8 protein-coding genes, 1 tRNA gene and 2 pseudogenes are annotated in these 13,283 nt (G+C 68.0%); 2 read left to right on the plus strand and 9 right to left on the minus strand.

Annotated features, from left to right (window positions below):
- Positions 1-154 precede the first annotated feature (154 nt).
- Together oxlT and ACFE7U_RS15045 are read left to right on the plus strand one after the other, a co-directional pair.
- Positions 155-1,432 carry an oxalate/formate MFS antiporter gene (gene oxlT / locus ACFE7U_RS15040; RefSeq protein ID WP_375410532.1) on the plus strand — a complete coding sequence of 426 codons (1,278 nt, stop codon included), beginning with the start codon at positions 155-157 and terminating at the stop codon, positions 1,430-1,432.
- A gap of 956 nt (positions 1,433-2,388) precedes the next feature.
- Positions 2,389-2,465: transfer RNA gene (locus ACFE7U_RS15045), tRNA-Arg, on the plus strand.
- Positions 2,466-3,103: 638 nt separating this feature from the next.
- On the opposite strand, the pseudogene ACFE7U_RS15050 reads toward ACFE7U_RS15045, so the two are convergent.
- The 9 genes and pseudogenes from ACFE7U_RS15050 to ACFE7U_RS15090 all read right to left on the minus strand — a co-directional run.
- Positions 3,104-3,334: pseudogene (locus ACFE7U_RS15050) on the minus strand (VOC family protein); the annotation flags it as partial.
- Positions 3,333-4,028 (minus strand): response regulator, encoded by a 696-nt coding sequence (locus tag ACFE7U_RS15055; protein ID WP_375410533.1) that lies wholly within the window; start codon positions 4,026-4,028, stop codon positions 3,333-3,335. The gene ACFE7U_RS15055 and the pseudogene ACFE7U_RS15050, both read right to left, overlap by 2 nt.
- The gene (locus ACFE7U_RS15060) at positions 4,025-6,745 is read right to left on the minus strand and encodes a DUF4118 domain-containing protein (RefSeq protein WP_375410534.1); all 2,721 of its coding nucleotides are present in this window, start codon (positions 6,743-6,745) and stop codon (positions 4,025-4,027) included. Before ACFE7U_RS15060 ends, ACFE7U_RS15055 begins: the two co-directional genes overlap by 4 nt.
- Before the next feature lie 21 nt (positions 6,746-6,766).
- Entirely contained in the window at positions 6,767-7,387 is a 621-nt protein-coding gene (locus ACFE7U_RS15065; RefSeq protein ID WP_375410535.1) for a K(+)-transporting ATPase subunit C, read from the minus strand.
- 62 nt (positions 7,388-7,449) lie between these two features.
- Positions 7,450-9,543: a potassium-transporting ATPase subunit KdpB gene (gene kdpB / locus ACFE7U_RS15070; RefSeq protein ID WP_375410536.1), complete on the minus strand. Its 2,094-nt coding sequence runs from the start codon at positions 9,541-9,543 to the stop codon at positions 7,450-7,452.
- 283 nt (positions 9,544-9,826) lie between these two features.
- Positions 9,827-11,542 carry a potassium-transporting ATPase subunit KdpA gene (kdpA, locus tag ACFE7U_RS15075; RefSeq protein WP_375410537.1) on the minus strand — a complete coding sequence of 572 codons (1,716 nt, stop codon included), beginning with the start codon at positions 11,540-11,542 and terminating at the stop codon, positions 9,827-9,829.
- Positions 11,543-11,555: 13 nt separating this feature from the next.
- Complete coding sequence (locus ACFE7U_RS15080; RefSeq protein WP_375410538.1) at positions 11,556-11,645, minus strand: K(+)-transporting ATPase subunit F; 90 nt, start codon at positions 11,643-11,645, stop codon at positions 11,556-11,558.
- Positions 11,646-11,908: 263 nt separating this feature from the next.
- Positions 11,909-12,347 (minus strand): annotated as a pseudogene (locus tag ACFE7U_RS15085) (IS481 family transposase); the annotation flags it as partial.
- 168 nt (positions 12,348-12,515) lie between these two features.
- A partial coding sequence (locus ACFE7U_RS15090; protein WP_375410539.1) for a YeeE/YedE thiosulfate transporter family protein occupies positions 12,516-13,283 on the minus strand: 768 nt, incomplete at its 5' end.

The following is a 13,283-nucleotide window of genomic DNA, read 5'->3' on the forward strand; positions in this document are numbered from 1 at the left end:
TTGCATAACCTTTGACGGCGGCACCCGAAGTCCCTCAAATGGGCCGGCTGAGGGCATGCAGACGGTGTCGGGAAGCAGTCTTCCGCCTCCAAACGGTGCATCGGCCAATATCAAGCAATCACAAGACGGGCTCAAAGTCCTTAAGGGGTGAAGAATGGATACGAAAATCAACCGCCAGCGCTGGATTCAGCTTGGTCTCGCACTTATTGCCATGATGGCGATCTCCAGTCCGCAATACGTCTGGACGCTGTTCACAAAGCCCATGATGGCGACCACCGGATCCTCGCTGGCGGTCCTTCAGTGGACCTTCACGATCCTGATCGTCCTGCAGACGTTCTTCTCGCCGGTCCAGGGCTACCTGATCGACCGGTTCAGTCCCAAGCTGATGATCGCCATCGGTGCGGCCCTATCGGGTCTCGGCTGGGTGCTGGCCGCCCGGGTCGACACGCTCTGGGGCATCTATGCGACCTACGGCCTGTTTTGCGGGCTGGGCACGGGCATCGTTTATGTCGGCATCGTCGGCTTGATGGTGAAGTGGTTTCCTGATCGCCGCGGCTTCGCGGTGGGCGTCGTCGCGGCTGGTTATGGCATGGGCGCACTCCTAACCACCTTCCCCATCACCGACATGATGGCGGCTTCGGGCTACCGGCAGACGCTGACGACCTTCGGCATCATCCTCGGCGTCGTCGGCGTGCTCGCTGCGCTCGGCCTTCGCGCGCCGCGCGCCAACGAGGTCTTGCCACCGCCCGCCAGAAACCTCGCCACGGCCACCCACGATACCACGCCGCGCGAGATGCTCCGGACGCCGCTGTTCTGGCTGATGTTCGTGATGATGACGATGATGTCGACGGGCGGCCTGATGGTGGTAGCGAACTTCGCCTCCTTCGCCCGCGATTTCGGCGTCGCCGACGCCATCATCTTCGGCTTTGCCGCGCTCCCCTTCGCGCTGACCTTCGACCGCATCACCAACGGCCTGACCCGGCCCTTCTTCGGCTGGGTCTCGGACAAGATCGGCCGCGAGAACACCATGGGCATCGCCTTCGCCCTGGAGGCGGTGGCGATCGGCTTCCTGCTCCTGTTCCGCGAGAACCCCTATGCGTTCGCGCTGCTCTCCGGCGTGGTGTTCTTCGCCTGGGGCGAGATCTTCTCGCTGTTCCCATCGATCCTGACGGACACCTTCGGCACCAAGCACGCCACGACGAATTACGGCTTCCTCTACATGGCGCAGGGCGTCGGCTCGCTGCTCGGCGGTCCGGTGGCGGCCTACATCTACCAGACCCAAGGGTCGTGGTTCCCGGTCTTCATCATCGCGATCGTGCTCGACCTGATCACGGCGACGCTCGCCTATTTCGTGCTGAAGCCGATGCGGCGGAACTGGCTGGGGCTGGGAGACAAGCGCGCGGCCATCCTGACGAAGCCAGCGGTGGGATAACGTCCCGTTCCACGATGTCGTACCGGGCATCGGCGCGGGTCGAGCAGGGGTGTTGCTGGGTTGACGGAGCAGTTGATGCTGAACCAGGACCAACCACATGCACGTCTGCCGCCTGTGTCTCGTTTGAACGCAACATGTAGGCCCTGCACTAAAGCCCCGCGGGCCGTGAGGCCGCGGGGCCGGTCAGGTAAACGTGTTGCGGTCGCACGTGCCCCAGGATGACGAGCCCCAGGATGAGAACTCTCGACCGGCGACGCGATCACGTCGAGGTCAGAGGGCACTGAACGCGCGGACGATGGCAGGCCATGCGAGACGCGCATCCACTCAACCGCACACGAAAAAGCCCCGCCGCGGCGAACCGAGCGGGGCTGAAGGTGTAGATCCTTGGGGGATTCGGAGGGACAACCCCTTCGGGCCGGATTGGTTCAACAGGGCAATCATTCCTCGCCAAGCGGCCGCACTTTGCTCGTGACGAACACGCCTGGCTCCGCCGAACCGGACGGCGCGCTGGGAGCGATTACCGTTGCTTGTCGTAGCAATCTGAGCCGTTCGCAATCTGAGCTGTTCGCAATCCGACAGCGGATAGACGACCATCCGATTCGGCCGGTCATGTTCTTCGAAGCCGCGGAATGCCGTGCTGCGCCTTGGCAGGCCGATATCCCGGTCACCTCGGCGAGGTACACTCGACGGCCCGGATTGCTATCGCCTGGATAGTAGAAGGAGGCGTTGAACCGATCACTCCCGGTAGGTTCATGCTCGCCGTGGCCACAGGCGGAGAGCTACTTGCAGGATCCGCTTCGAGATATTTACAATCTCCTCCATTTCGCGGGCGATAAGCGCGCAGACATTTCGCGACTGCTTAAATCTTGACCCGCCGTCCGTTCCGCGCCAAAATACCATCGTCCGACAGGCGCGCCCGCAGCTACCCAGCTCGCGGGCGTTCCCGTTTTCGGGCTGGGGACGTAGCTCAGCTGGATAGAGTATCTGGCTTCGAACCAGAAGGTCGCAGGTTCGACCCCTGCCGTCCCCGCCAGCCTTCCATCCATCAGCATTTTCTACCAGCGACCTGGACATCGAGGTAGCCAATCGCCCGCGCCGGCGGCCTCCCCTGAGGGACTTGGTTGGGCGACCGGCACACTCTCGACCAGCAGCCTGATCATCTCTGATCGACTATCCAGCATGACGGCAGGCGGCTCGCCGACCAGACGACGCCACGCTGCCACAAAGTCGGCAAGCGGTAGGTTCGTGAGGGTGTCCGCAACCGGAGGGCATGCGTCATCTGGCGACCTGGCGGGCATGAACATCAGTGACAGTTACGGCTATCCCCTGGATGTGGTTGCAAGCAGCTAAGGCGGTGGTTAGCGAACGCTGAAACGAAACCTGCCCATGACCGCATGACCGCAAAATCAGCGAGGCAACCGCCTCATGGGTGAAGCGATCGCACGGGCGCGAGCGGTGCGATCAGCCTGAGGTTGACGGCGCCAAAGCGCTACCTTGGATCGCCGCCCGCAAACACCGCATCGTTCTACGCTGTCTCGGCTCTCCGCATGATGATCTGCTCCAGGCGGTCCACTGAGGGCGAAAGCGTCGTCGCCCGCGGAGAGGCGCATGGGGCAGGTTAGACCGCGACGTGGTGTACGAGGTCGGACGAGGAGCGCAGCTGGCGCATCGTCATTCGCGCCTCGCTGCCTCGATTGCCGCGATGTCGATCTTGCGCATAGTCATCATGGCCGTGAAGGCGCGTCTCGCCTCGTCCCCGCCGCCCGCAATCGCGGCAGTCAGCACGCGCGGCGTGATCTGCCACGAGATGCCCCAGCGATCCCTGCACCAGCCGCAGGCGCTTTCCTGTCCGCCATTGCCGACGATCGCGGTCCACAGACGGTCCGTCTCGCTTCCGATGTCAGCCCCGGGCCTCGTCGTCGGGGGCGCGCAGGCGGTAGCCCACCCCGGTCTCGGTCAGGAGAATGCGCGGGCGCTCGGGGTCGGCCTCCAGCTTCAGGCGGAGCTGGCGCATGTAGACGCGCAGATATTGCGGGTCGGAGGAGGTGGAGACCGCGTTCATGAGCTGGGCGTGGGTCAGGGCCTTGCCGGCGTGCTGCACCAGCACGCGCAGGAAGTCGTACTCGCGCGGGGTGAGCTTCACCTCGGCGCCGCGTACCCGCACCAGGCGGCGGACGAGGTCGACGCTGAGGTCGTCGACCTCGAACAGGGCGCGCTCGCCTTGCACGGCGAGCTGGTGGCGCAAAGCCGTACGGATGCGGGCGAGCAATTCACCCATGCCGAACGGCTTCGTCACGTAGTCGTCGGCCCCGAGGTCGAGGGCCTCGACCTTGCCCGGCTCGTCGTCGCGGCTCGACAGGACGACCACGGGCAGGTCGCGGTGACCCTCCCGGATGCGGCGCAGCAAATCGTGCCCGCGCATGTCCGGCAGGCCGAGGTCGAGGATGATGAGGTCGACGGTTTCGCGGGACAGGACGTCAAGGGCCGTGCGCGCGTTCGGGGCGTCGAAGACGGTGTAGCCCTGCGTCGTCAGACCCGTCCGAAGCAGCTTCCGGATCGGCGGTTCGTCGTCGATGACGAGGATGCTCAGGCTCATGCCGCGAGGTCCGATCGGCTCTTTCGGTCAGCAGGAACCGGCAGGACGAGGGTGAAGACGGCGCCGCTGCGGTCTTCTCGGTTGGCGGCGGTGAGCGAGCCTCCCATGGCATCGACGAAGCCGCGGGCGATGGCGAGGCCGAGCCCGGTCCCGGCCCGGACGCTGTCGCCCTTGCGCACCCGGTAGAACTTGTCGAACACCCGCTCGATATCGGCCTCGGGCAGGCCGTCCCCCTCGTCGAGCACCTGCACGCAGACCTGCCCTCGGCTGACCATCGCCCTCACCGTGACCGTGGAACCCTCCGGCGCGTACTTGGCGGCGTTGTCGAGGATGTTGACCAGCACCTGCTCGAACAGGACGGGGTCGAGGCTCAGGGGCGGCAACGCTCGTGGGACGTCGATCTCGACCCGGTGCCGCGCGAGGACCTTCTCCATTCGGCGCAGGGCCGTGTCGATGGTCTCGCCGACCTCCTGTGGAACGAGGTTCGGCGCCACCGCGCCGGCCTCCAGTCGCGTCATGTCGAGGAGGTTGACGATGAAGCGGTTCAATCGCTCGGACTCCTCGATGATGGTGGCGAGCAGGTCCACCTTGGCCTCCGGCGGCAGCGCCGCGTCGAGGTCGCGCAGGGTGGTGGCCGCGCCGAGGACCGACGACAGGGGCGTGCGCAGGTCGTGCGAGATCGACGTGAGCAAGGCTTGGCGCAGGCGGTCGGTCTCGGCGGCGCGCTCGGCCCGATCGAGGTCGGCCACCAGCCGCACCCGCTCGATGGCGAGCGCACCCATGTCGGCCAGGGCATCGAACAGGCGCCGGTCCTCGGGCGTCAGGATCGGGCCGGTGCCGTCGGCGTCGAGGCCGATCAACCCGATGGTGCCGCGCCCCGTGCGCATCGGCAGGAACAGCCGTTTGGCGCCCGGCAGGGTATCGGCGCCGCGGCCGGCGGGCCTGTCGTTGTCGAAAGCCCATTTGGCGGCGGCGAGGTCGGCGTCGTCGAGCCTGTCCTCGGGCGGGTAGCCAGCCCGGACCGAGACGACCCCGTCCTCGGACAGGAGCAGCACGACCCGAACCTTCAGCATGGCGGCGATCTGCGCCGAGGTGGCCCAGAGCACGTCGTCGAGGGTGGCGCAGGTCGAGAGCTTGCGGCTGAAGCCGTAGAGCCGCTCCGAGGCGCGGGCGCGGCCGTGCGAGACGACGGCCTGCTTGCGCGAGCGGGAGGCGAGGTTGGAGACGACCACCGCCAAAGCCGTGAACAGCAGGAAGGCGGCGATGTTCGTGGGGTCGGCGATGGTGAAGGTGTAGACCGGGGGCAGGAAGAAGAAGTTGTAGGACAGCGAGGCCGCGACGACCGCCGCGAGCGCGGGTCCCAGGCCGAAACGTACCGCCACGGCGACCACGGCCGTCAGCAGGATGAGGTCGGCGTTCTCGAGCCCGAGATAGGGCTGAAGCAGCAGGGCGAGCCCGAGCGCCATGGCCGTCGCGGTCAATCCCACGGCATAGGATATCGGCTCGAACGCCGCCGCTGGCTTTGCGGTCGCGACCGTCTTGGCCGGCACCCTATCGGACGGCATCGGCTCGCCGGCGATGACATGGACGCTGATGTTGCCGCTGCGACGGACGAGCTCGTGCACGATGGAGCCGTTGACGAGCTCGAACAGTCTCGAGCGCGTCGCCTTGCCGAGGATGACGTGGTTGACGTTGGCCGAGCGTGCGTAGGCCAGGATATCGTCGGCGACGCGGCGCCCGCCCGGCAAGGTCACGGCGTCGCCGCCGAGGCGGTCCGCGAGGCGCAGGGTGTCGGCGATCCGGTCGCGCGCGACCTCCCCGAGGCCGGTGCTGCGCGGCCCCTCGACGGTCAGGGCCGTCCAGGGCGCGTGCAGCCGGTCGGCGAGCCGCTTGGCGTGGCGCACGAGGCCGGCCGAGCGCGGATCGTCGTCGACGCAGACGAGCACCCGTTCGCCCGCACCCCATGGGCCGGCAATGGCGTTGGCCCGCATGTGGCTGAGCAGTTCGTCGTCGACCCGGTCGGCCGTCCGCCGGAGCGCGAGCTCGCGCAAGGCGGTCAGGTTGCCTCGCGAGAAGTAGTGCTTCAGGGCGCGCTCGGCGTTGCCCGGTACGTAGACCTTGCCGTCCTTCAGGCGCTGGATCAGGTCGTCCGGGTTGAGGTCGACCACCTCGATGTCGTCGGCCCGGTCGAGGACGCCGTCCGGCACCGTCTCGCGCACCCGGATGCGGGTGATCTGCGCGACCACGTCGTTCAGGCTCTCGACGTGCTGGATGTTGAGCGTGGTGTGAACGTCGATGCCGGCGTCGAGCAGTTCCTCCACGTCCTGGTAGCGCTTCGGGTGGCGGGAGCCCGGCGCGTTGGTGTGGGCCAGCTCGTCGACGAGGGCGAGCGCCGGCCGGCGCGCGAGCAGCGCGTCGAGATCCATCTCCTCCAGCACGGTGCCGTGATAGGGCACCGCCCGACGCGCAACGACCTCGAAGCCGTCGAGCAGGGCGTCGGTCTCGGCGCGGCCGTGGGTCTCGACTACGCCCAAGACGACGTCGATGCCCGCCTCGAGCCGGGCACGGCCGACGGTGAGCATCTCGTAGGTCTTGCCGACGCCGGGCGCCGCCCCGAGGAAGATCTTGAGTCTGCCGCGCGCACTGTCTTCGCGACGCGCCGCTTCGAGCAAAGCGTCGGGCGAGGGGCGGTTCTTCTCTCGGCCTGCATCGGACATGCGCGATCCTAGCCGAAGCCGCTACCTTCGGGCGAGGTCGTCCCGCGCGAGGTCGTCCAGGGCGAGGTTGAGCGCCAGCACGTTCACGCGCGGCTCGCCGAGGACGCCGAGCCAGCGCCCCTGCACCTGCGTGCCGACGAGATCACGCACCCGCTCCTCGGGCAGGCTACGGGCCTTGGCGACGCGGGGCACCTGGAACAGGGCGGCGTCCGGCGAGATGTCGGGGTCGAGTCCCGAACCGCTCGTCGTCACGAGGTCCACGGGAACCGGCTTTCCGGGGTTCTCGGCCTGACGCGCGGCGACGTCGGCCTTCACGCGCTCGGCGAGCGCGGCGCTGGTCGGCCCGAGGTTGGAGCCCGACGAGCTGGCGGCGTTGTAGGGGGACGACACCGTCTTGGTCGCGTCCGCTGGGTCGGCGGCGCTGGTGGCGGAGGGCCGGCCCTGGAAGTAGCGCTCGCTGGTGAAGGACTGCCCGATCAGGCTCGAGCCGACGGGCTTGCCCTCCCGCTCGATGATGCCGCCCGCGGCCTGGGCCGGGAAGATCACCCCGGCGATGCCCGTCATCGCGACGGGGTAGGCAAAGCCCGTGAGCATGGTCAGCGCCAGGAGGAGGACGAGGGCGGGGCGAAGCTGGGTTAGCATGGCGTCAAGTCCGGGTGAGGTGCGGGGACTGTCTTCCCCGCAAGGGCGAGGGGAGCGCGTTGTCAGACGAGGTGCAAGGCGGTGATGGCGAGGTCGATGGCCTTGATCCCGACGAAGGGCACCAGAATGCCGCCGAGCCCGTAGATCAGCAGGTTGCGCCGCAGCAGCGCCCCGGCCCCGACCGCCCGGTAGGTGACCCCCTTCAGTGCCAATGGGATCAACGCCACGATGATCAGCGCGTTGAAGATGATCGCCGACAAGATCGCGCTTTCCGGCGACGCGAGGCCCATGACGTTGAGGGCCTGGAGCTGGGGGTAGAGGACGAGGAACATCGCCGGGATGATGGCGAAGTACTTCGCCACGTCATTAGCGATGGAGAAGGTGGTCAGCGCCCCGCGCGTCATCAGGAGCTGCTTGCCGATCTCGACGATCTCGATGAGCTTCGTCGGGTCGGAATCGAGGTCGACCATGTTGCCGGCCTCGCGGGCGGCGACCGTGCCGGTGTTCATCGCCACGCCGACATCGGCCTGGGCCAGGGCCGGCGCGTCGTTGGTGCCGTCGCCGCACATGGCGACGAGCTTGCCCAGCGACTGTTCCTTGCGGATCAGCGCGAGCTTGTCCTCCGGGGTCGCCTGGGCGAGGAAATCGTCGACGCCCGCCTCAGCCGCGATGGCGGCCGCCGTCATGGGGTTGTCGCCAGTGATCATCACCGTGCGGATGCCCATGCGGCGCAGCTCCGCGAAGCGCTCGCGGATGCCGCCCTTCACGATGTCCTTGAGGGTGACGACGCCGAGCAGGCGCCCGTCCCGCGAGACCGCGAGCGGCGTGCCGCCCGCCTTGGCGACCTCCTCGGCGATGGCCTGGACCTCGCGCACCGTCTCCGTGGCGACGCCCGGGCTGAAGGCGAGCGCCACGTTCGAACCCCGGCTCGCAGCGGGCTGCTGGCTCACCGCCGCGACGATCGAGTCGACGGCGCCCTTGCGGATCGAGGAGCCATCGACGTCGACGCCGCTCATCCGGGTCTGCGCCGTGAAGGGCACGAAGGTCGCGGCGAGGCTTGCCATGTCGCGGGCGCGGATGCCGTACTTCTCCTTGGCCAGCACGACGATGGAGCGGCCCTCGGGCGTCTCGTCGGCGAGCGAGGCGAGCTGGGCCGCGTCGGCCAGGTCCTGCTCCGAGACGCCGCGCACGGGGCGGAACTCGGTGGCCTGGCGGTTGCCGAGCGTGATCGTGCCGGTCTTGTCGAGCAGCAGCGTGTCGACGTCGCCGGCCGCCTCGACGGCGCGGCCCGACATCGCGAGGACGTTGAAGCGCACGAGGCGGTCCATGCCGGCGATGCCGATGGCCGAGAGCAGCGCGCCGATGGTCGTGGGGATCAGCGTCACGAACAGGGCCACGAGGACGATCAAAGGGATGGCGCCGCCCGCATAGGAGGCGAAGCTCGGGATCGAGGCCACCGCGAAGACGAAGATGATGGTGAGGCCGGCGAGCAGGATGTTGAGCGCGATCTCGTTCGGCGTCTTCTGGCGCGAGGCACCCTCGACCAGCGCGATCATGCGATCGACGAAGGTCGAGCCGGCCGCCGCCGTGATGCGGACACGGATCGCGTCGGAGAGGACCTGCGTCCCGCCGGTGACCGCCGAGCGGTCGCCGCCGGATTCGCGGATGACGGGCGCGGATTCGCCGGTGATGGCGGCCTCGTTGACCGAGGCGACGCCTTCGATCACCTCGCCGTCCGAGGGGATGATGTCGCCGGCCTCGACCAGCACCACGTCGCCGACCTTGAGGTCGTTGCCCGGCACCACGGCGTAGTCGCGGCTCTCGCCCGTCAGTCGCTTGGCCATGGTCTCGGTGCGGGTGCGCCGCAGGCTGTCGGCCTGGGCCTTGCCCCGCCCCTCGGCGACCGCCTCGGCGAAGTTGGCGAACAGCACGGTGAACCAGAGCCAGAGGATGATCTGGCCGGAGAAGGCGAGGTTCGCTCCCCCGGTCAGCACGTCGCGCGCGAACAGGACGGTGGTCAGGGCGGCCACCACCTCGACCACGAACATGACCGGGTTGCGGATCATGAGGCGCGGGTCGAGCTTGGTGACGGCGCCGATGAGCGCGGGCCCGATGAGGGTGGCGCTGAACATGCTGTTGGGGGATTGGCGGGCCATTGCGGATGTCCGGAATGAGGTCGGCGAGGAGCCGGCGCGCGATGCGCCAGGCCGGAGGGTTCAGGGCGCCAGCGTGCGTCCCGCAAGGGCGAAAGCCGCCGTCAGGGCAACGGCACCGAGCAGGGTCACCGCCACCATTCCCAGGATGACGTCCGACACCCGGCTCTTGCCCCCGGCCTGCGGGGTACCGCCCCGGACGGGCGTCCTGGGCCGGCGAGGCCCGAGACCTCGGCGCAAGGCTGCGCGCCGCTCTGCGAGGTGAGGCGGCAAGGCGTGACGCATCTCAGCCTCCCACCGCGAAGGTCTGGCCGAGGCCGCCGGCGAGGTGCTCGACGATGGGTCCGAGCGCGAGAGCGGGGAAGAAGGTCAGTCCGCCGACGATGAGGATCACGCCCACCAGCAGGCCGACGAACAGGCCGCCATGGGTCGGGAAGGTGCCGGCCGAGGCCGGCAGGGTCTTCTTGCCCGCAAGCGAGCCCGCGATGGCCAGCGCCGGGATGATGACGAAGAAGCGCCCGAACAGCATGCCGATGCCGAGCGTGGCGTTGTAGAACACCGAGTTCGCCGTCAGCCCGCCGAAGGCCGAGCCGTTGTTCGCGGCCGCTGAGGTGTAGGCGTAGAGGATCTCGGAGAAGCCGTGCGGGCCGGCATTGGCCGGACCCGCAAGCCCGGCGGCCAGGACGGTGGCGAGCGCCGTGAAGCCCAGCATCATCAGCGGCAGGCACAGGATGGCGAGCATTGCCATCTTGACCTCGCGCGCCTCGATCTTCTTGCCGAGATATTCCGGCGTGCGCCCGACCATCAGGCCGGCCACGAAGATCGTGACGATGACGAAGATCAGGATTCCGTAAAGGCCCGCGCCGACGCCGCCGACGATGATCTCGCCGAGCTCCATGTTGATGAGCGGGATCATGCCGCCGAGCGCCGTGAAGCTGCCGTGCATCGCGTTGACGGCGCCGCAGGACGCCGCCGTCGTGACCGCGGCGAACAGGGCGGACGCGACGATGCCGAAGCGGACCTCCTTGCCCTCCATGTTGCCGCCGGCGAGGCCCGAGGCATTGAGGACCGGGCTGCCTGCGCTCTCGGCCCAGTAGACGATCGCGGTCCCGGCGAGGAACAGGACGCCCATGGCGGCGAGGATCGCCCATCCCTGGCGCTCGTCGCCGACCATGCGGCCGAAGACGTTCGTCATCGCCGCGCCGATGGCGAAGATCGAGACGATCTGGATGAAGTTCGAGAGCGCGGTCGGGTTCTCGAAGGGATGGGCGGCGTTGACGTTGAAGAAGCCGCCGCCATTGGTGCCCAGCATCTTGATCGCGACCTGGCTCGCCACGGGACCGACGGCGAGGGTCTGCTTCGCGCCTTCCAGCGTGGTGACCTCCACGCCGCCACCCAGCGTCTGCGGGATGCCCTGCGAGACGAGGAACAGGGTGTAGACGATGCAAAGGGGCAGCAGGACGTAGAGGATGGTCCGGGTCAGATCGACCCAGAACGAGCCAACGGTGTTCGCCGAAGCGCGCGAGAAGCCGCGCACCAGGGCGACGGCGAGGGAGATGCCGGTGGCCGCCGAGAGGAAGTTCTGCGTCGTCAGCCCCAGCATCTGCGTGAGGTACGACATCGTCGTCTCGCCGCCGTAGGACTGCCAGTTCGTGTTGGTGACGAAGCTCGTCGCCGTATTGAAGGCCAGATCAGAGCCGACCGCGACCTGGCCGTCCGGGTTGAACGGCAGCACGGCCTGGACGCGCAGCAGCCCGTAGAGGGCGAGGAAGCCGAGCACGTGGAAGACCAGCATTGCGGTCGCGTAGGACAGCCAGTGCTGCTCCTGGGCGGAATCGATCCCTGAGACCCGATAGAGGCCCCGCTCGACGGGAGCGAGCACGGGCGACAGGAACGTACGCTCGCCCGTGAAGACGCGGGTCATGTAGCCGCCGAGAGGGCGCACGAGCGCCAGCACGACCACGCAGAAGAGCGCGATCTGGATCCAACCGTTGATGGTCATGGCAGCCGGTCTTTCAGAACCGCTCAGGGCGGACGAGGGCGTAGGCGAGGTAGGCCAGCAACCCGAGGGTCACGAGGGCGCCGAGCGTGAGGTCGAGCGTCATGGCAGGGCGCTCAAAGCCGCTCGCACAGGGCGGCGTAGCCGACCGCGAGGGCGAAGAAGGCGAGACCACCTGAGATGAATAAGATGTCGAGCATCGGTCGCTCAGCTCCGGCCAGGTTGAGCGGCAAGCCGGGTCCCGAGGAAGGAGGGTGTTCGTTCCCTGGAACGGACGTTTCGGGGGTGGTTACTTGCCGTGCCGCCAGAATGGCCGGGAACCGCATATGAATTCGAGATGGAATGGCGGCCTATCTTATAAGGATCGCATCAGGATGATGGTCCTTGGACGATGTGGCGGCGGTTGCTCCTGCATCGCGCCGGGTCGTCGGTCCAAGCCTGACCGATGATCGGGTCGGGCGTCTTCCACCGGAGCGCCTTGTGCTTGGTGAAGTTGCGGGCCGCGGCGCAGGCCAGGACAGGGGCTGTCAGGCTGCCGACATCCTCGGAGTGGTCGCGCTTGACCGTCGCGTCGTTGGGCGTGTGGCTCATGCGCTCGACCCCGGATCAAGTCCGGGGCAGGCTCCGACCGTAGGTCCAGGGATGGCGAGGCTCGATCAGCCGCTGCTCGATCCCGTGCTCGTCACCGACGCGATCGACGATGTGCCGTCCGAGAACGCGTCGGCCCAGTCTTGTTCTTCGAGAGATCGGCGAAAGCCATGCCGTCGTCGGCGAGCACCGTATGGATCTTGTCGGGAGAGGCCGCCACGAGCGGGCCAGCCTCCGTCTTCAACCCGAACCCTGGATCAGATTGGACCACCTCGCCAAAGCCCCGCCGACCCGATCCGCGCGAACCCCTCTTCAAATGGTCGGTGCTGACCGCAGGCTCCGTGCGAATCGTCGGGCTGCGAAGGGCTGCCTGTCCTGGTGACGACGATCACGATGCCTCGCCTGCCCGCTCGATGTGAAGAATAGCGGTCGCACCGGCGAACATGGCGATTGCGAAAACCCAGCCCGAGACCGCGCCGGCGCCGATCCCGGAGAGGAGCGTCCCGACGCTGCAGCCGAGGCCGGTCATGGCGCCCCAGCCGAGCAGCAACCCGCCGAGAAGCCCGCGTGCGATCTGAACCGGGGTGGGCCAGGTTGGCCTGAACTGGCCTGCCGCCAGGGCCGCTGCGAAGCTCGCGAGGACGAGCCCCGAGACGAACAGACCGTTCGGGGTGAGGATCGTGTCGCGGACGAGGGTCGCGCAGCCGCGAAAGGTGTCGAGTCCTTCGAGCCGCTCCGGGATCAGCCCGAGGCTGGCTGCCGCCTCACGCGAGCGGGCACCGAGCTCGGAGGTGACGCCCAGCGGGCCGAGCCGCAGATAGGCGACGGTCCCGAGCAGCCCGACGGCCACGCCGCCGGTCCAGGCCGGCCAGCGCGCGACGAAGATCGCGGCGAGCGGCGAGGCCCCGGATGCGTGCGTTTCGGGCGTGGGGAAGCGGACGAGGAGCCAAAGGGCCAGCGCAGCGAGTACGGTCAGCGCTGCAAGCAGCGCGCCCGTATATCCGAGCAGGCGCGGCAGCCACAGGATCGGCGCCTCGGAGATGCTGGCGAGGTAGAGCGGGTTCCAGGTCAGGAAACCGAGGGCGAAACCGGCGCCTGAGCCTAGATGTTTGATCCCAGGGTTTGATGGTGCAGTCTTTTCGCGAGAGTGGAGGGA

This window comes from uncultured Methylobacterium sp., from assembly GCF_964251405.1.
Taxonomy (GTDB): Bacteria; Pseudomonadota; Alphaproteobacteria; order Rhizobiales; family Beijerinckiaceae; genus Methylobacterium.

What these genes read in the sequence shown, in the direction of transcription:
- oxlT (WP_375410532.1), top strand. Translation starts at nt 155, where the DNA reads ATGGATACGAAAATCAACCGCCAGCGCTGGATTCAGCTTGGTCTCGCA.
- ACFE7U_RS15080 (WP_375410538.1), bottom strand. Translation starts at nt 11,645, where the DNA reads ATGACGCTCGACCTCACGCTCGGCGCCCTCGTGACCCTCGGGTTGCTG.
- kdpA (WP_375410537.1), bottom strand. Translation starts at nt 11,542, where the DNA reads ATGACCATCAACGGTTGGATCCAGATCGCGCTCTTCTGCGTGGTCGTG.
- ACFE7U_RS15055 (WP_375410533.1), bottom strand. Translation starts at nt 4,028, where the DNA reads ATGAGCCTGAGCATCCTCGTCATCGACGACGAACCGCCGATCCGGAAG.
- kdpB (WP_375410536.1), bottom strand. Translation starts at nt 9,543, where the DNA reads ATGGCCCGCCAATCCCCCAACAGCATGTTCAGCGCCACCCTCATCGGG.
- ACFE7U_RS15065 (WP_375410535.1), bottom strand. Translation starts at nt 7,387, where the DNA reads ATGCTAACCCAGCTTCGCCCCGCCCTCGTCCTCCTCCTGGCGCTGACC.
- ACFE7U_RS15060 (WP_375410534.1), bottom strand. Translation starts at nt 6,745, where the DNA reads ATGTCCGATGCAGGCCGAGAGAAGAACCGCCCCTCGCCCGACGCTTTG.